The organism is Gracilibacillus boraciitolerans JCM 21714, from assembly GCF_000521485.1.
Taxonomy (GTDB): domain Bacteria; phylum Bacillota; class Bacilli; order Bacillales; family Amphibacillaceae; genus Gracilibacillus; species Gracilibacillus boraciitolerans.
On sequence record NZ_BAVS01000045.1, the window covers coordinates 1 to 17,644 of the forward strand.

At 40.4% G+C, this 17,644-nt stretch carries 15 protein-coding genes, 4 pseudogenes and 1 riboswitch; of the genes and pseudogenes, 4 read left to right on the forward strand and 15 right to left on the reverse strand.

The genetic code is table 11. The features are described from left to right. Positions 1-44: 44 nt before the first annotated feature. The 3 genes from JCM21714_RS22405 to JCM21714_RS16475 all read right to left on the reverse strand — a co-directional run bounded on the left by JCM21714_RS22405 (position 45) and on the right by JCM21714_RS16475 (position 2,552). Positions 45-242: a response regulator transcription factor gene (locus JCM21714_RS22405; protein WP_235182989.1), complete on the reverse strand. Its 198-nt coding sequence runs from the start codon at positions 240-242 to the stop codon at positions 45-47. Beyond that, entirely contained in the window at positions 226-675 is a 450-nt protein-coding gene (locus tag JCM21714_RS16470; RefSeq protein WP_235182990.1) for a hypothetical protein, read from the reverse strand. Before JCM21714_RS16470 ends, JCM21714_RS22405 begins: the two co-directional genes overlap by 17 nt. A gap of 137 nt (positions 676-812) precedes the next feature. Beyond that, a riboswitch (cyclic di-GMP riboswitch) is annotated at positions 813-898 on the reverse strand. Positions 899-1,511: 613 nt separating this feature from the next. Continuing rightward, positions 1,512-2,552 (reverse strand): NAD(P)/FAD-dependent oxidoreductase, encoded by a 1,041-nt coding sequence (locus JCM21714_RS16475; RefSeq protein WP_235182991.1) that lies wholly within the window; start codon positions 2,550-2,552, stop codon positions 1,512-1,514. A gap of 232 nt (positions 2,553-2,784) precedes the next feature. Here JCM21714_RS16475 and JCM21714_RS20280 point away from each other — a divergent pair, with 232 nt between their 5' ends. Both JCM21714_RS20280 and JCM21714_RS16480 read left to right on the forward strand, forming a co-directional pair. Next, positions 2,785-2,952 carry a hypothetical protein gene (locus tag JCM21714_RS20280; RefSeq protein ID WP_158413548.1) on the forward strand — a complete coding sequence of 56 codons (168 nt, stop codon included), beginning with the start codon at positions 2,785-2,787 and terminating at the stop codon, positions 2,950-2,952. A gap of 50 nt (positions 2,953-3,002) precedes the next feature. Continuing rightward, the gene (locus tag JCM21714_RS16480; protein WP_052000851.1) at positions 3,003-3,209 is read left to right on the forward strand and encodes a hypothetical protein; all 207 of its coding nucleotides are present in this window, start codon (positions 3,003-3,005) and stop codon (positions 3,207-3,209) included. 31 nt (positions 3,210-3,240) lie between these two features. On the opposite strand, the gene crcB is transcribed toward JCM21714_RS16480, so the two are convergent. From crcB to JCM21714_RS16535, 11 genes and pseudogenes are all read right to left on the reverse strand, one after another. Then, positions 3,241-3,600 carry a fluoride efflux transporter CrcB gene (crcB, locus tag JCM21714_RS16485; protein ID WP_035726029.1) on the reverse strand — a complete coding sequence of 120 codons (360 nt, stop codon included), beginning with the start codon at positions 3,598-3,600 and terminating at the stop codon, positions 3,241-3,243. Next, the gene (locus tag JCM21714_RS16490) at positions 3,597-4,148 is read right to left on the reverse strand and encodes a fluoride efflux transporter FluC (RefSeq protein WP_235182992.1); all 552 of its coding nucleotides are present in this window, start codon (positions 4,146-4,148) and stop codon (positions 3,597-3,599) included. Before JCM21714_RS16490 ends, crcB begins: the two co-directional genes overlap by 4 nt. Before the next feature lie 100 nt (positions 4,149-4,248). Further along, positions 4,249-5,159, reverse strand: a pseudogene (locus JCM21714_RS24530) (ROK family protein). Between the two features lie 15 nt (positions 5,160-5,174). Beyond that, a pseudogene (locus JCM21714_RS16500) lies at positions 5,175-6,595 on the reverse strand (glycoside hydrolase family 1 protein). 36 nt (positions 6,596-6,631) lie between these two features. Continuing rightward, on the reverse strand, positions 6,632-7,507 hold the full coding sequence (locus tag JCM21714_RS16505) for a carbohydrate ABC transporter permease (protein ID WP_052000852.1): 876 nt from the start codon (positions 7,505-7,507) through the stop codon (positions 6,632-6,634). Positions 7,508-7,522: 15 nt separating this feature from the next. Continuing rightward, a pseudogene (locus JCM21714_RS16510) lies at positions 7,523-8,403 on the reverse strand (carbohydrate ABC transporter permease). A gap of 59 nt (positions 8,404-8,462) precedes the next feature. Next, entirely contained in the window at positions 8,463-9,779 is a 1,317-nt protein-coding gene (locus JCM21714_RS16515) for an extracellular solute-binding protein (RefSeq protein WP_035726031.1), read from the reverse strand. 107 nt (positions 9,780-9,886) lie between these two features. Next, complete coding sequence (locus tag JCM21714_RS16520; protein ID WP_148295075.1) at positions 9,887-10,279, reverse strand: helix-turn-helix domain-containing protein; 393 nt, start codon at positions 10,277-10,279, stop codon at positions 9,887-9,889. Positions 10,280-10,479: 200 nt separating this feature from the next. Then, positions 10,480-11,115 carry a hypothetical protein gene (locus JCM21714_RS16525; protein WP_035726035.1) on the reverse strand — a complete coding sequence of 212 codons (636 nt, stop codon included), beginning with the start codon at positions 11,113-11,115 and terminating at the stop codon, positions 10,480-10,482. Next, entirely contained in the window at positions 11,102-11,425 is a 324-nt protein-coding gene (locus JCM21714_RS16530; RefSeq protein WP_035726037.1) for a response regulator, read from the reverse strand. The genes JCM21714_RS16525 and JCM21714_RS16530 overlap by 14 nt, the downstream gene beginning before the upstream one ends. Further along, on the reverse strand, positions 11,422-13,155 hold the full coding sequence (locus JCM21714_RS16535) for a sensor histidine kinase (RefSeq protein WP_158413549.1): 1,734 nt from the start codon (positions 13,153-13,155) through the stop codon (positions 11,422-11,424). Before JCM21714_RS16535 ends, JCM21714_RS16530 begins: the two co-directional genes overlap by 4 nt. A gap of 311 nt (positions 13,156-13,466) precedes the next feature. On the opposite strand from JCM21714_RS16535, the gene JCM21714_RS16540 reads away from it, so the two are divergent. Together JCM21714_RS16540 and JCM21714_RS24920 are read left to right on the forward strand one after the other, a co-directional pair. Continuing rightward, positions 13,467-14,330, forward strand: a complete 864-nt coding sequence (locus tag JCM21714_RS16540; RefSeq protein WP_052000853.1) for a DUF1672 family protein — start codon at positions 13,467-13,469, stop codon at positions 14,328-14,330. Between the two features lie 10 nt (positions 14,331-14,340). Next, a pseudogene (locus JCM21714_RS24920) lies at positions 14,341-16,454 on the forward strand (SA1320 family protein). Positions 16,455-16,938: 484 nt separating this feature from the next. Here the strand turns inward: JCM21714_RS24920 and JCM21714_RS16560 are convergent. Then, on the reverse strand, positions 16,939-17,644 hold a 706-nt coding region (locus JCM21714_RS16560), incomplete at its 5' end, for an Rpn family recombination-promoting nuclease/putative transposase (RefSeq protein WP_035726055.1).

The window sequence follows — 17,644 nt, forward strand, 5'->3', positions numbered from 1 at the left end:
AAAAATAAAGCCTATGTAACGGATATACATAGGCTTTTCATAGATTATGATACATAGAACCATTTGTTGCGGAGTACAGTAAGCACGGCATTTGTTCGGTCTGGTACTTCTAGTTTTCGAAGGATCGAACTGATATGGTTTTTTACCGTTTTATCTGTGATATATAATTGGTTACTGATCCGTTGATTGCTATAGCCCTGGGTTAATAGCTCCATCACTTCCCACTCACGTCTGGTAAACACACCGACTGGCCGCTTTTGCTGACGATTGTGTAATTGTCGGTATTCTCCTAATAGCATTGGGGGCCAGTTCTTCATGTATATACTGCTTTCCTAACAGTATTTTTTTTATTGCCTTAATGAGTGCTTCTTTTTCCATTCCATTATAGAAGTAGCCTTGAAGGTCCAATTTAAATAAATTTGTTAACTCAGGGTGAGTGCTATCTTCCGTCCATATAATAACGTGTTTATTATTATCGATATAGTGTTTAATTAGAGAGTTGATATCGGCAGCTGTGTCAATATCTACTATCAATAGATCAATCAGATCGTCTTGAAGTTTATCTTGTTGCTTTGGATCGACTGTTATTACATCATAGTCGTTAAACTCATTTGACAGAACGCTGAGTAATACTTCCCGGTAAATAGAAGCTTCCTTCATTATCGCTATGCGCATGGTTTATTCCTCCTTGTAGTGTGTGGTGTATGAAGAGGCTTTATCGTATCCATTAGATTTATTTCGTAATACCTAAAAATACGAAAAGGCTAGTTCTGAGTGGTTACAGAATAGCCTAAAACATTACACGTGTATTTTTAGGTAGCTAGGCTGTCATAGGTATATGCACCGTTAGACCTTGGCTTTGCGTCCCACCTTTTCAAGTGATTTGCCTTTTTCTTAGTATTTATTTTCTAGTTTTATGATACCGTTTCCTGGATATGATTTCAATAAAAAAACTAGGAATTTAGATAAAATGAATCGTTTGGTAGTATATATGAAGAGTTTTGAGTTGTTTATGGGGGGGTTATTGTATTGGTTTTTTTTGTTGGTTTTTGTTGAAATACCGATTTATATGTAGATTTCTTTATGTTGGGTTCGAGACGGTATTATTTATTTGGAAAGTTGTAATAAGAGATTATGCCTGATAATGCTAAAATAATGACAATAAATATAAGCTGAACTACCATTAAAGATCATCCTTTTTGTTATAATATGTGATCTAAGAGGTAGATTCTAGTAGATATAAAGTCATTATATACGATATAGCGAACAATTGTCCAGCTAGAATCTTCATTTTTTTATGATTTACTGGATTATTTTCTGATGGGACATGGGGGGGTCAGGCTCTGCGTCCCATTTTTCGAAAATTGGTTTGCTGGATTTTAGATGTGAGTGGAATGTGAGATTTTACTTTCTGATGAGATGTCGTGTGTGTGTGGTGATGTGGTGTGGCTTCACTGGATTCATAGAGTGGGACGCAGCCGGCAGCGCCTGTCCCCCCCGTGTCCCACTGTTTACTTGAGCAAATCTTTTACCAATGATTTATTTTTTTCTTTAAAAAGTTCGTTATGGGAGGAGACCATGGCGTATTCGGTGGCTGCCGGGTCCAGGTATTTTTTGGCGCTATTGACGGCGTTGGCTGCGTCATGAAATGTGCCCAGGATGAGGTGGATTTTGCCATCATATTTTAGTTTGTCCCCTGCTGCGTAGAGTCCAGGCACAGATGATGCGGCTGAGCTGTCTCCTGCGATGTAAAAGTTGTCGATTAATTCCACTGGTAAATCGCTGTTTTCCAGTAAGGATGAATCGCGGTCAAATCCGTGGTTAATCAGAACTTCATCTACTGTCAGATAGGATGTTTCACCGGTTTCGCAGTGTGTGAGCTCTACCTGGTCGATCTGATCTTTTTGTTGCTGGGCGCTTAGTTTAGTAATGGTGGTTTGGAAAAAGCATGTCACGGAGCTGTTTAATAGCTGCGTGATTTGCGATTCATGACCGGTTAGACTTTCTCCTCGATAGCTGAGGTAGACCTTTTTGGCGATGGCTTCCAATTCGTTGGCGATATCAATTGCCGCATCGCGTCCGCCTGAGATGATCACGACTTTATCCTTGAATCGTTTAAACGATTGGATCGTGTAATGGAGATTGGTTAGCTCAAATCGATCCGCTCCATCAATTTCGAGTTTTTGGGGCTGAAGAATGCCGCTGCCTGTTGCGACGATCACGGTTCTCGAATAATGCGCTTCACCTGAACTTCCTCTTAATACGAATATTCCGTCTTGCCGCTTTTCGATCGCTTCTACCTTTTCATTCAGGACAACGGTTGGGTGGAAGGTTAAGCCTTGTTCCACGAGCTGGTCTATTAATTGTGCGCCGGTGACCGGTAACAAGCCGCCAACGTCCCAGATCATTTTTTCGGGATAGACGTGAATTTTTCCACCGAGCTGTGGCTGAAATTCGATAATTTTTGTTTTCATTTCTCGTAACCCGCTATAAAAGGTGGAATATAACCCTGCTGGTCCTCCACCGATAATCGTGACATCAAAACAATCCAAGATCATTCATCCCCCCCTTGTTAATGAAAATTTAGCTTTATACATATTATAAATGAAATTGATTATCAATATCAATATTTTTATTAAAAAAGGTGTTAAGCAGGGATATCACACGTCTACTTTTTTAACTTTAATCGTGTGCACGCTATGTTACACCTTTTATGACTAGCGTTAACTAGTGAAAAAATGGTATAATAAAGGTTGGGAAAGTAACTTAAAGGAGAGTTTTTTGATGCGCAAATTAACTTTAAATTCTGTGGAGTTTCGCCGAATTATTCATAACTTATATATTGAGGAATTGGATATACCGGTAAATAGACAGAAGAAATTGCTTGACTTTATTAATTCCGGTAAACCAATCACATCGAGGGCATTAAAGGAATTGTTTCACAATGGATAAATACAAATCAGGCAGCGGAACGATTAACTTTTTACAAAGCAGAATTAAACTTGCTCCTTACTTTTCGCGAGGGAAATGGTCGGACGATCCGTATCTTTATCCACAACTACGCATTATCTCAAGGCTTTCAGTGGCATTTCGAACAAATCAATCGCGAGCATTACATGAAAGCAATGATCCAATCCGTCACAAATCTCCAAGCCCTCACACAACTTTTTATGGAAACGATTGTAGAGGAGCCACTTGGACAGGTGTAGTGTTCCCTTCTTACTATACCGACGATTACTATTACTGTCCTAAAAGATACCCAGAAAACGCTAATGGAATTCCGAGACCATAACAGACCAGATTGTAAAGGATCAGATCTTTTTTCCTTTGTTGCACGTGCATTTGAATGCCTTCTAATTTAAACGTGGAGAAGGTGGTGAACGAACCCATGAATCCGACTCCTAGCAGTAAATAGTAGGTTTCTTTTATTTGAGCGCCTAGTAGGAAGCCTAATAAGAAGGATCCGACTATATTGACGAACAGCGTAGCAATTGGAATATTATAAAATTTCCTTTTATTGAATAACTGGCTAATGGCAAATCGGGCCATCGCACCAAAAAAGCCGCCAATTCCTACCATCAAAACGGAAATAAAAGTCATCCTTCCGTCACCTCTTTTCTAACTTTAAAGCCTAATCTGCTCATCCACAGGCCGCCAAAGATGCTAAGCGCGATGTATAAAATCCCAAGAAAATAATAATGATTTTGAAATAAGTCCATCGTTTCGACACTTAAAGTGGAGAAAGTGGTAAAGGATCCAACAAAACCAGTTCCAATAGCGGTTTTATAAAGTGGATGTATCCTCCATTTTGTAAATACTACGGTAGTCAGGTAAGCCAGGAGGAAACTGCCTGCCAAATTAACCGCTAACGTATCAATTGGGAAAGTGATGTGCTCATTGAACATGGCGATGCCGATTAGATATCTTAAAATCGCACCAAAAAACCAGCAACGCCCACTACTACATATACCATTTCCTTTTCCCCCCCTCCTTCTTTCATTATTGTAACGAAAAAAAGGGAAAAAACAACCATTGGGAAATGGGGGGGACAGGTTTTGTGTACCATTTATGGTGTATATTGCGATTGATGAATAACGATTTTTGTGAATTGGAGTGGGGGGGTATTGTTTGCAGGTGATGTGCTTCACTGGAAATGTGCTGCTGTTCACGGGAAAAATGGTGCGCTTCACGGGAAATATCACTTTTTCCAGTGAAGCAGGGGTTTTTCCGTGAAGCGAGCACTTCCTCTTATTTATCCAATCCTAGACTGGAACGCGGAGCCTGTCCCCCCCTTGTCCCAGCGTAGACGGCGCCGAGCATGTTGGCGTTTTGCTGGTGGGTGCAGGCGGCGATGGCTGGTGTGATTTTGGCTAAAGGAATCGTAGCGAGAAGCTGGTCTAATTTTTCGCGGATGCGATCGATTAAATCTGCTCTCGCGCTGATTCCACCGCCGATTACGATTATTTCTGGATCATAGATGTATTGCAGGTTATAGATGCCTACTGCTAAGATGTGATAGAATTCATCGACTGCCTGCTGACAGATTGGATCTCCATTGTCGGCAAGGGTGAAGATTTCTTCGCCGGTTAGCTCCTGTTGTTTGCGTGCGGCAACTTTTCTTACCAGTGCTCGAGTCGAGGCTTGCCGACTCCAGATATCATCTTCGCTTGTTGGATTGGAGGTTAACAGCATATAGCCAAATTCTCCGCCATGCAAGTGGGCTCCTTTGTGGATTTTCCCATCTTTAATGATGCTCCGCCGATCGATGTGCCGATTACCATCACGAGCACGTCTTTTTTTCCTTGAGCTGCTCCCTGCCAGACTTCTGCATAGCCGGCACAATTGGCGTCATTTTCGATGTGAACTGGGAGTCCGGTGCTTGCTTCGATCAGTTCTTTAATATTCGGTCCATGCAGATAGTGGACCGCACTTGATCCGTAAATAATGCCTGACTCGGAAACGCCACCAGGACTGCTGATCGCAATTCCCGCCAGATCGCGCTGCTGCTGACTGGCGCAAAAATCGCTTATAAATCCGATCAGTTCGTCCAGTGTTTTTGGTGTGGCTATTTTGCTTGCACCCTCGATCGTGCCTTGGTCAGAGATAATACTATATTTTACAAAAGTCCCACCGATATCAATAGCGAAATAGTGTGTCATTGGATCTCCGCCTTTTTATTTATAGATTTCGTCATTTGGTGCGGAAAAGGTGCGGCTCTTGATAACGTCACGATACCAGTATGCCGATTTCTTTAATGTACGATTACGATTGTCCTCGAGATTGATTTCGACAAGGCCATAACGATTTTTAAAAGCATTCATTGGTGAGACATTATCGGAGAATGCCCAGAGCATGTAGCCCTTACAATTTGCACCTGCTTCGATGGCTTCGACCAATGCTTTCAAATGCTCACTGATAAATTCGATGCGATAGTCATCCTGTATCACGCCTTCTTCGTTTTTAAAGCGTGCTTCATTTTCGACACCCATACCATTTTCGGCGATAAACCATTCAATATTGCCGTACTCTTCTTTGAGGCGCATTGCCATATCGAACATGATTTGCGGATAGATTTCCCAGCCACGATGAGGTTCATCTTTTTGCCAGGCATATCAAATTTTTCATAATAATAGGCAGGATGAAAAGGTGCCTCTGGATTCCAGGCAATGTCGCGCGCTTTGACCCGATTTGGAAAATATAAGTTGATCCCAACATAATCGACGGTATTCTCGCGTATTATTGCTAATTCTTCCTCCGTATGATCAAACGTAATATCGTGCTTGTCCATCAGTTCGAATAATTCCTTTGGATACTCTCCTTTAATAGCTGGATCAAGGAAGATGCGATTGAAAAACAAATCATACATCCGTGCTGCTTCCTGATCATGGGATGCTGATGATCTTGGATAGGTTACCTCAGGGTTGAGAATCGTGCCAATTTTGGCATCTTCACGTAACGGCATTGACTTAAACAGCTCGATTACTTTTGCAGTTGCTAAGCCTTTATGATAATTCCACTGCATCCATGTTTTGGTGTTTTGCTCGAATGGCCAGCGAATCGCGTCAAGGTATACGCGTGTCTGGACGACAACTGGTTCGTTAAAGGTAAACCAGTGCTTCACACGGTCGCCATAGCGTTCGAAAACTTTTTCGGCGTATTTGACAAACAGGTCAACCACATGTCTTGAGCCCCCCCAGCCACCGTGTTGCTCCAATAATGCTGCTGGCAGTTCATAGTGCTCCAGACAAATCATTGGCTCGACATCATTGGCGATTAACTCGTCAATCACATGTCCAATATAGGCTGCATAGGTTTCATCGACGACTGCATTTTCATAATCGGTTAAAAAACGTGCCCAGTTGATCGATGTCCGAAAATGGGTCAAGCCGATTTCCTTCATGTGTTGGATATCCTCCTGATAGCGATTATAGAAATCGGTGGCAACCGCTGGACCGTAGCCATTATGCCAGACGGTCTTAAATTCCTTGTACCACTTATCCAGGAATGAATCCTGTCCTTCCTTCTTGTCTGTCCAGCCTTCTGATTGCCAAGCAGAAAGGGCGGCACCTAACATAAAATCCTTTGGTAATTTCATCTCGATTGTTTCATTCATTTGAATTCCTCCTTCGTTTTATCCTTTAACTGCTCCTGCTACCATTCCTTGCATTATCCGATCCTGCATGATTAAGAATAAGACGACAACTGGAATGACAGAGATTGCCATCGCTGCTAATGTTAAACTATAATCGGTCGAATAGCCCGTAGAAAACACCGATAATGTTAAAGGAATGGTTCGTAATGCCGAGTCATTAATAAATACTAATGCAAAGGCAAATTCATTCCAAAAACGTAAAAATCCGATAATACCCACCGTGGACAAGGCTGGTAAAGAGAGTGGGAACATAATCTTCCAGAAGATGCCCCAGTATCCACAGCCATCGATGAACGCTGCTTCCTCCATCTCTTTCGAAAAGGAGCCCATAAATGCTGCCAGTAAGAAGACCGCAATTGGCAGCTCGAATGAGAAATACGGGAGAATTAATGCCAAATAGGTATCCAAAATTTTGACCTCATTCATCATCGTAAATAATGGAACAAGGGTACTGTGAACAGGAATCAGTAATCCAAATAATAGTAAAGCATAGATCGCATTTCGAAATTTAAATTGAAAGCGTGAGATCGCATAGGCAACCAATGCCCCCCCTAGTACAAGCAATAAAGCCAGCGATACAATCGTCACAATAAACGAGTTAATCATCGCTTTGCCCATACCCGAAACTTCCCATGCTCTCACGAAGTTATCCCATTTCAATGATTCTGGTAAGGCAAAAGGAGCTGCATAAATTTCATTATTAGATTTAAAAGCACTGATAAACAGCCAAATCAACGGGTATAACGTTAATAGGGCATACACGCCAAGGAATATATTAAGAATTCCGCGTTTAATATTTTTACCTGCTTTTATTTTTTTGGTGTTATCGATAGGTAATGCTTCTGTTTGCGCCATAGTTATCCCTCCTTTTTAGGCTGTTTTTCGTTTCATTAATAATTGACTGATTACAATAAAGAGAAGACTGATAATTAAAATCATTGCGGACAAGGCACTTCCATATCCGAAGCGATAGACTTCAAAGGTACTATTATACATATAGGAAGCCATAATTTCCGTAGCATTCGCCGGTCCCCCCCCACCTGTCATCACAATCACTAAGTCAAATGTTTTTAAACTCCCTGAAATACAAAGGACAATCGCCACTTTGATCGTATTCCAGATTAGTGGTAGCTTGATATAAAATAAGGCCTGAAAGAAATTGGCTCCATCTAGCTGTAATGCATCGTCAAGTTCTGATGATATATTTTGTAAGGATGCGATAAAGATGACGAGATACAATCCTATGAAATTCCAAATAATCGGTATCGCTACAAAATACATCGCAATATCAGGATCAGAAAGCCATTGCATTTTTAATGACTCTAATCCCAGAAAATCTAACAGTGCGTTTAATATTCCCATTTGTGGATTGTATACATATCCCCCCCAAATCATCCCGATAACAACGATGATAAGACCATTGGCATAAACACAGATGTGCGGACAAACTTTTGAAACCAGGTCGTTCTCGTCAATAATAGTGCTAATACCAGAGCGATCGGTACTTGAAAAAAGACAGAAGCTCCGACAATAATTAAGTTGTTTTTTAGCGATAACCAGAATATCGAGTCCTGTAACACTTCGATATAATTAGCCATACCAATAAAGGTGGCATCCCCGATTCCCTTCCAATTGAAAAAGCCGTAATAGATCGACCAGATAATCGGAACAATCACAAACAAGGAATAGACCAGCATGGTTGGTATTAGTGCTGCACAAAGAAATCGCCGCTTACGCAAAGCTGTATCCATGATTCATCCCCCTATCAATAAGTATTGCAGCCTGCTGATTACAGGCTGCAACATCTTTGTTATTCCTGCATTCCTTTTTCTTGTCCTTGTTGTAATTTCTCTGCTACTACTTTTGGATCTTCACCCATCAACAGTTCCTGCAGACCATTGTTAATCGCATCTGTTCCGGCACTTGTTAACACACCGTCATATACCGGTGACATCTCGACTGTATCTAATAATTCATTCACTTTGATAAATAGTGAGGTTACTTTTTCTTCATCTGGTTGGACACGATAGCTTACTAATTGACTGCTGTTGACAGTAGCTTGTTGTGCTTCAGGTCCAGCAAGTTTGTACATAAGCTCTTGGGCTGCCTCTTTCTGTTCACCTTCAATACCTTTGGCAATCCCAAATCCTACGGCAACAACACCTGAGATCGCATTTGGTTTTCCTTCTCCACCTTCAATTTCGGGCAGTACGGTCACTTCCAGGTTTTCCAATACTTCTTCTGATGCACTGTTTGCTAATTCCGTTAATGCCCAGCCACCATCGATCAACATTGCTGCTTCTTCTCTGGCAAACATTTGCTCCGCCTGAGTATGATCGATACTGTTAAATCCTTCCTGGAAGGCATTTACTTCCGCTAAATGCTGGAAGTGCTCTAATGCTGTGACAAATACATCATCGGTAAATTTAGCATCTCCTTCTAAAGAAGCTGCTTCAAGGAACCACTCAGAACCTGTTACACGATCTGCCAGTGAACTAAGAACACTGGATTGAGCTGGCCAGCCTGCTTTGTTACCTAGTGCGATTGGCGTAATATCATTTTGATTAAAGGTATCAATCGCTGCTAGTAATTGGTCCCAAGTCTGTGGTACTTCCACGCCATTATCTTCAAAAAGTTTGCTGTTATAATATAGGAATGAAGTAGGGCTTAGACCGGTTGGTACCGAATAAATATTGCCATCAACGGTGAAACCATCAAACGAACCAGGCAGGAATTCGTCTTTCCATTCCGGCTTACTGTCCAGAAATTCATTAATCGGTTGTAATAATCCTCCGTTTTGGAATTCCTCTGTCATGGTGCCTGGCCACATTACAAATACATCTGGCATTTCATCAGCGGCTGCGACTGTTTTCAGTCTTGTTTGATAACCATCTCTCGGAATCGCTTGAATATCCAATTTTACATTTGGATTCTCTTCTTCGAAATCTTTCATTAAATCTCTCATTGTTTGGGAACGAGTATCTTCACCGGAGAAGTGATGCCAAAGGGTTAACGATACCTCTTCTTCTCCCCCCCCATCAGAGCCTTGACTTTCCTCATCGTTTCCACATGCTGCTAGTAGCACAACAACGAATAATACAGATAATTGAATTAATAATTTCTTCAACTTATAATACCCTCCTTTTTTTTAACTGTTTTTAGTATAGATCTTGGAAAGCGATTTCAAAAGAGGAGTAATTTCAGATAGAAGGTAGAATAATTTCAGTTTACCTTCTATCTTTTTTGAAATTTAGACGGGGGGGTCAGTCCTGTAGCTGCTTTAAAAATCTGACTGAAGTATTTGACATCTTCATAGCCGACTTGCCTTGCCACATCACTGATGCGCATGTCGGAGCTGTTTCGCAGTAATTCCTGTGCGCGCTTGATCCGCTGCTGCTTGACATATTCGACATAGGTCATCCCGATCTCCTTTTTGAACATTTCACTGAAATAATTCTGGTTCCACTGCACATGCTCGGCAACCTCCTGCAAGCTGATCACCCGGTGCAGGTTATGCTGGATATAGCTGAGCGCACGCTCTATTTTACTTGATGCTGTGAAGATTACTTTTTCCCGGTAAAGGTTCATCAGATAATAGAGTCGTCGATAGATTTCTTCTTCTAGCAAAGCAAGATCCGCTAGCTTTAAGAGACTGACATTACTACTCTTCTGATTACTGACCCCCCCTTGCCACCACCTCAGTCCAATCAAAATAATAGAGTTAGCATATTCGAGCAATGACTCCGGATTTGCCTGGGGGGGATGGGCGCGTTCGCTGCTGATCGCCTGCCTGATCCAGTCATGTAAGGTGATCGGATTGCCATTATTCAGTAAGGCGACAATTTCGGTTTCCTGATAGGTTGTACAGATCGAATGGCCCCCCCGGTGCGATTTTTTACTTTTTCAGGTGTAATTACGGTCTCGTTGGGTAAAATCGTATAAAACGGAAAAATCGCCTCCGCTTCGTGAAAAGAGTGATGAATCTTGTCGATTGCAGTGACTGGTGAACCAATCGAGACGGTGACGGTACATTTGAGAAAGTCTTCTATTTGCTCGATGGCACGAATAAAGGAAGGCTCAGCTTCCGTTGCAAACACATTAGGCAACAGCAAAATAATTTGCTTATCATCGATCAGTGTCTCGCAATAGACGAGTTCCTTTAGCATGTTGTGAATCGAAAAAAGTAACAGCTCCTGATCTGCTGTTTCCACTCCCCAGCCATCAGCTGTCAAAATCGCCACACGATACGATGTTTCATCAAGGCGGATCGTTGGAAAAATCGTCGGGATCACTGCTGAATTAACCTGGGATAGATCTCCTTCCAGGATCAGTTTTTTAAACAATTGATCGCGAAATGCCTGATTTTTAATGGTTGTATCTGATTTTAGCGAACGCTTTTGTAGGACAGCTTGTTTGGCTGATAGTACTGCCTTTTGGATTTCCATTGGTTCACTTGTTTTCAACAGGTAGTCGCGTACCCCCTTTTTTCATTGCCTGCTGGGCGTAATGAAAATCGTCATAACCGGATAAAATCAGGATCTCGATCTCCTGGTCGTGCTGTTTCGCTAAATCTGCCAGCTCAAGGCCATTTCTGCCTGTCATCCGAATATCGGTTAACAGAATATCCGGTTTTTGTTTACGGATCGTTTCGAATGCTTCTTCCGCAGACGCAGCGGCTGGCAGTACATCAATATCGAGTTCCTTCCAATTGATAACTTTGCTGATGCCTTCACGAATATGGACTTCATCGTCGACAATTAATAGTTTAATCATGGCGTTTCTCCTTCTATGATTGGTATCGTGAATGTGACCTTTGTTCCATTGTTGATGGTGCTCGAGACTTGCAATCCTGCTTCCGGACCATAATGGAGCATCAACCGCTGATGGACATTTCGTAAGCCATAATGTCCGAATTCCAGCTGATACTGATCCATCGGTAACTGGATGATTCGTTTTAATTCGACTAAATTCGCCGATTCGATTCCCACACCATTATCTTCGATGGTAAACGTCATGTGCTGATCCAGTTCGATTGTACACAGACGATAATCATACCGGGGGTCTTTTTTTTCTTTAAACCCATGCTGGATCGCGTTCTCGATTAACGGTTGCAGCACGAGCTTGAGCATTTGCCTGTCGAGGATTTGCTCCTCGATCACAAACTGAATCTCAAATTGGCCTGGCACACGGCTTGCCTGTATCTTGGTATAATGCTTGGCATGTTCCACTTCCTGCTGCACCTCGCAAAATTCCATTCCTTTATTGAGGCTAAAGCGCAACAGATTGCTAAGGGAACCGACCATCGATGCAATATCATCCTGCTTCTCCAATAACGCCTTCCATTTAATTGAGGATAGCGTGTTATAGAGAAAATGCGGATTAATTTGCGCTTGCAATGCCCGCAGATCGAGTTGTTTTTTCCATGCTTCCTTCATTTTCACCTGTTCTTTTAAGATGGCAATTCGGTCACTCAGCGAGTTATAACTATGAATAAACAGACCAACCTCGTCGACTGATTTTCTTGGATAGGTCGGAATTGGGATATCCGGCTCTGCTTCCCGGAGATGCTGTGTGACTTTCTGTAATGGCTTTGTCACCCACTGGACAAAGAAAATAATTAATGCACTAATACACAAGAGAGCCCCACTTGCCGCTGCAATCGTTAAAAAAAGGACATAGCGGTTTTCCGACATGTATTGATCATATGGAACTAAACTAATCAGCTTCCAATTTAACTGCGGGATTGTGAAGTACATTACCGTTTCCCTTGTTAATCCTTCCCCTCTCTCGGTAAAGCCAGACTGTTGCGTGAGGGCGGGGGGGATATTTGGATAAACACTCGTGAGCGTTCGATTGAGCCAGTCGCGATTTTTAGCTGACAATATCTGTTGCTGTTCGTTTAAAAGCAAGACATTCTCGACATTGGAAATATTGTTATCTAACAAAATCGAGCTCAGCTCTGACTCCGGAATACTGACGGTTATCATCCCAATCGAGTCGAATTGGCCAATGCTTCTGACTGGATGCATATAGGTCACTACATTTTTATTGCCATAGGAAGCGGTCTGCATGTTGTGGACCTGTGTCCATCCTTTATATTCTTGAAACGGAATCGGATTAAATTGATTGCGATTCGGTAGTGGTGGATAGTTGGCGTCAATCATCGGATTTAATGACAATGTTTCACTATCGGACCGATTCGGAATAATCGAAATATCAAATATATAAGATTTCGGCATCGCAAGATCAATTAACAGGCTGATCACCTCCGCCTGTTGGGAAACAGACGGATTACTCGTGGTAAGATAGGACTGAATTTCGTCCTGTCCAATCAAAAAAATGACAGTATTTTCGATATCCTGAGTAATAAATTCAATATTCGTGCTGATTTGTTTCATCCCATTCATCCCAGCATCCTTCGTCTTATCCTCTGAAATATCCGACGCCATCAGGTAGAGAACAAAACCGAATGTTAATAACGGAATTAAAATCGCAACAATCAACAGCACCGAAAGCTTATATTTTAAGGTCGAACGGAATTGTTTAAGCATCCTCGATATCCTTTCCTTTGTATTTATACTTTATCACTATACGTGTAGCCGTTTGCACTCGTCAATCTAAATTTTTTATTTTGTGCTGAAAGATGTAGTGTGTGTTAGGTCTCTGTATTATCATGGATAATAATTGGAATGATGCCCACTTTTTCTATAATGAATATTATGGAAATGTATGAAGGAGGCAGCCCATGCTCAAAAAGTATAAAATCATAACCATTTTAATTCTCTTCACCTTAATATTAGGAGGTTGTAATTGGATGAGTGAGGTATCACCAAGTAATCAAAATGATAATGGAGAAAAAGACACGAATTCGAATGATGTATACGTTCCTGTTCAAGAGTACACCGGGGGGGAGGAATATACTTTAGCTAATGGAAAAGAAACAGGCCGAATCGCTAATGAGAAACGTGAAGAAGTGGAAAAGGCAATCCAATCATTTTTTAAAGAGGATTATAAAACAGATGTAAAAGTGCATAACATTGTTGGTAATGTGGATGGTGCGACCGTTTTTGTAGAGTCGATTGGAGAACCGCATTTTTATACATATGCGATTATACCAATTGATAGGAAGCAAGAAATCATCATGACTGACAGTATTTGGACGCAAGAAATGGTAGTCGAAGATGCTATTATTACTGGATTATATGGTTTAGCTTACAAGAGTGAATTCAATAAATTAGATAAAATATTAGAAGAAATATCGATCCAATTTAATTTAACCGGTAAAACAATTGAAGCAATTAAAAATAGTGGTGGTGCTGGATTCAGTACCAACTTTTACTTTGTCCAAGTAGCAGATAACGATCCATTCAAAAGCATTATTGATAAATACCTTCAGAATCCAAATATAAAACCAGAGCAATGGAATACCATATTTAGCAATTCAAACATAAAGCCAGAAGCTTTGCTTATCTCTATAAAAATGTATATGTCGAATAATGATGAACCAAATAAAAAGGCATTCGAAAAGTTAGTTAGTGTAGTTGAAAAATCTGATGATATACCTAGTGGAGCATATAGTATTATTTTAAATAATAATGAAGTAAATAAAACCAATGGAATTAGCGAGAGTAATAACTCATTAGAACAATCATATCCGCAAGATATTATTAAAGATTAGGAGGTTAGATATGGTACAGCTAAACAATAATTCGAAGTTTCATAATTTAAATGATAGAGATTTAGTAGAACTTGCAGGTTATCAAGCATATATCATCAATGAAAACACTCGTATAATTACTGTTAATGATTCTAAATACAGGGTTCTAAATACCAAAAAAGATAGGTACACGGGATTAGATGCACACACCGTAGTAAATTTAAAAACTAAAGAATTCACTGTAGTCTTCGTCGGCACTAACGTAGAACAAATAGAAGACATCAAAACAGACATCTTTTTAGTAAGCGATGTAGATGTCCCACAATTAGAAGCAGCTAAAGAATATTATGAAAAGATGGATGAAAAATACGGCATCGATTCTGTCACAGGTAATTCTCTGGGTGGAGCTCTCGCAAATAGAATTGGTGTAGATAACCCCCCCATGTTCGAACGGTTACTTATAACCCCCCCGCTCTTCTACCAAAACATCAAGTAGACACAGACAAGGATTATCCCAACATCACGAATTACTTTGGGGGGGAATATGATATTTTAACGGGTTTCCTGATTAGTTTAGGTTTAGATGACCGGATTCCAGGTGCCAAGCATGAAATACATAACGGCATACCATCTGGTGCAGGACCCTTCGGTACTATAGGCAGTAACCATACAGGCTATTTGCGAAACGGTGGCGATCAATTTTACGCCGTTCGACCGGAAGGCGGTCCTGGATCAGGCAAAATTTTTATCGATGCAGATGAACACATTGTTACAAGCATTTGGTCGGGGGCAACCGCTTTATGGGGGCGAAAATCGCCAAATTGATATCACACCAGAAACATTAGGAGTGTTAGCCAACGGTTTAGAGAATGCCGTTATCGACCGTATATCCAAAGTAAGACAATATCTGGGTAATGCTATGGAAATTATTGATGCGGAAAGAGCAAAGAGGAAGGCTAGAATTAATAAAATGCAAGAAGCCTTCGATGATATCGTAGTTGAAGAAATAGGAGATTCCCTATTTGAGGATATTACATGGATGGGCAACATCATCCAAGCGGAATTGCGCTCGTTAAACTCCATACTCGACCAAATCGAACAAAAAGGACAATTTCTAAATTATCTCTTAAATTCAAAGCCAGCTGAACTAATTGAATTTATAACCAATCAAAATGTCGATGTTTCTTCATTAGTTGCAGAAGCTAGAGACAATTACACAACATAGAGAATAGTATAGATGAGTTAACCGAAAATTTCAGATATATCATAACAGAGACTATACCAAAATTATTACATGCAGGTTTTCAAGCTGGTGCTGAACAATGGTATGATACGGTAGTAGAGGAAATAAAAGCTCATTTTGAAATAGTCGAAAGAAATAACGAAAAGCTCCATCAACAAATACATTTATTCAAAAGGCAAGTACAAGAAACGGCAAAGCAGTTCACAGACACGGATTTCTCGATTGCCAGAGCGATTACCAACAAACAAGAAATCACCTCCAACGCAACTCTAGCCACTTTATCCGAAAAAATCACCTTAGAACATTCACCCTATTTAAAAAGAACCATGTACATAAAAGAGTTACAACTAGATATCTCCTATACTTTTTTAAAAGGAATAGTGAATCAATTACTTGCACCTATTGTCCATATATTGTACCACTTGACATTGCAAGTAGAAAATATATTAGAAAGCCTTTCTTATACCTTGAAGATAAGTCCGCAGCTATTCTTTAACAGTTCATTGCCAGCAAAATTATTCAGTACCTTTACAAACTATGATGAGAAAATTCAAGCTGCTGTAAATGATGCGATGGCACCGATAAATACGCTGGCTTCCAGGATAGAAGGTATCCGAGATGGATTGCAACGTTTACAGTACAGAATACCAATGATCTTGGACCGGTTTCGTCCGTATATTGAACATGCTCTTTTTGACAATGCTCGTTATACAGAAGTTTATTTATATAACCATGCAGCTCTTGCGCTATTAAAGGAAACAGATATACTTTTTACTGATATAAATCATCAACTGGCAAATGAACAGGCGAAGGCTATAGATGAAATCCTTTTAAATGGCAAAGCAATTGATGAAAATAATTTGTTATTGAGGGAACAAGTCGAGCTAGGAACTTTATATTAGTTCAGTCTTGGATAGTATTCGAAAATGGAAATGACTAATAGCCAAAAAACTTTTACTCAGAATCTGTTGATGCTCCTAGAAAATGAGGATAGAGCCTGTCCCCCCCGTATCTCTCTTGTGTTAAGTCATTCAAGAAATATCCCAACTGCAGTTCAAATAAAGAGGACGGAGTTTTGGTGCTGTTTCACGGGAAAAGTGTAATGCTGTTCACTGGATAAGTGTTGTTCTTCACTAGATAAGTATTGTGCTTCACGGGAAATGTGCCGTTGTTCACTGGATAAGTTGCTCGCTTCACTGGAAATATCACTTTATCCAGTGAAGGAGAGGTTTTATCCCGTGAAGCGAGCAGGATTTCCCGTGAAGAAGGGGGGGACATTTCCCGTCAACAGAGGTGTAATTCCCGTGAACAATCACATAGAAAAAAGCATAAACCAAAAGATTCATGCTTCTCCTTTCTGACATGGGTACAGGTTTCATGTCGCACTTATTTCAAATATTGCTTTATTTCTTCTAAGGTTTTATGTTCATATACATTTTCGATAATTTTTTCTAGGGTTGAAATATGTTGTTGCTTTAATTGTTGAACTATATCGTTAGGAACCGGCGCTATATATTTTTCAATTAATCGAACGGAAGTTTTTACTAAAGCGTTAGTTGCACCTTCTCTTTTACCTTCCTTTATTCCTTCTTCCTTACCTTTTTGTTCCAAGCGTTCTGCCAAGGTCATCACGATATCGCTCCCTTCCGGAAATGTTTTTTCTACATGGTCTATTATATCATGGATATCGGTTTCGGTAAGTGTATTTGCAGCGTAAAGTAAATAGCGCATCCATGTTTCAAAAAAGGTAATAGCAGTCTGTTGGTCTTCCAAATCATTTAAATAATATAGCGCTCGAAGGATAGATCCCAGCATAGCCTCATGGTCTTTTGTAAATACATCGCGAAACATCAGTTGAATGATTTTTAACATCGCATTCATTTTCTGATCTTCTTCTTTATATTGTGTCAAGTCATGTAAGAAATATTCAAAATTTGGTATATATTTGTGTACTTCTGGTGGAAGCTGATCATATCCCGTGATCCATTCTCCTAAAGATGTTCGAAGGTTCCACTTATGTTCCCCCCCATGATAAACGACAAGAGGAATAATAATTGGTAGTTTGTCGGCTTTTTCTTTCACTGCTTTCGTT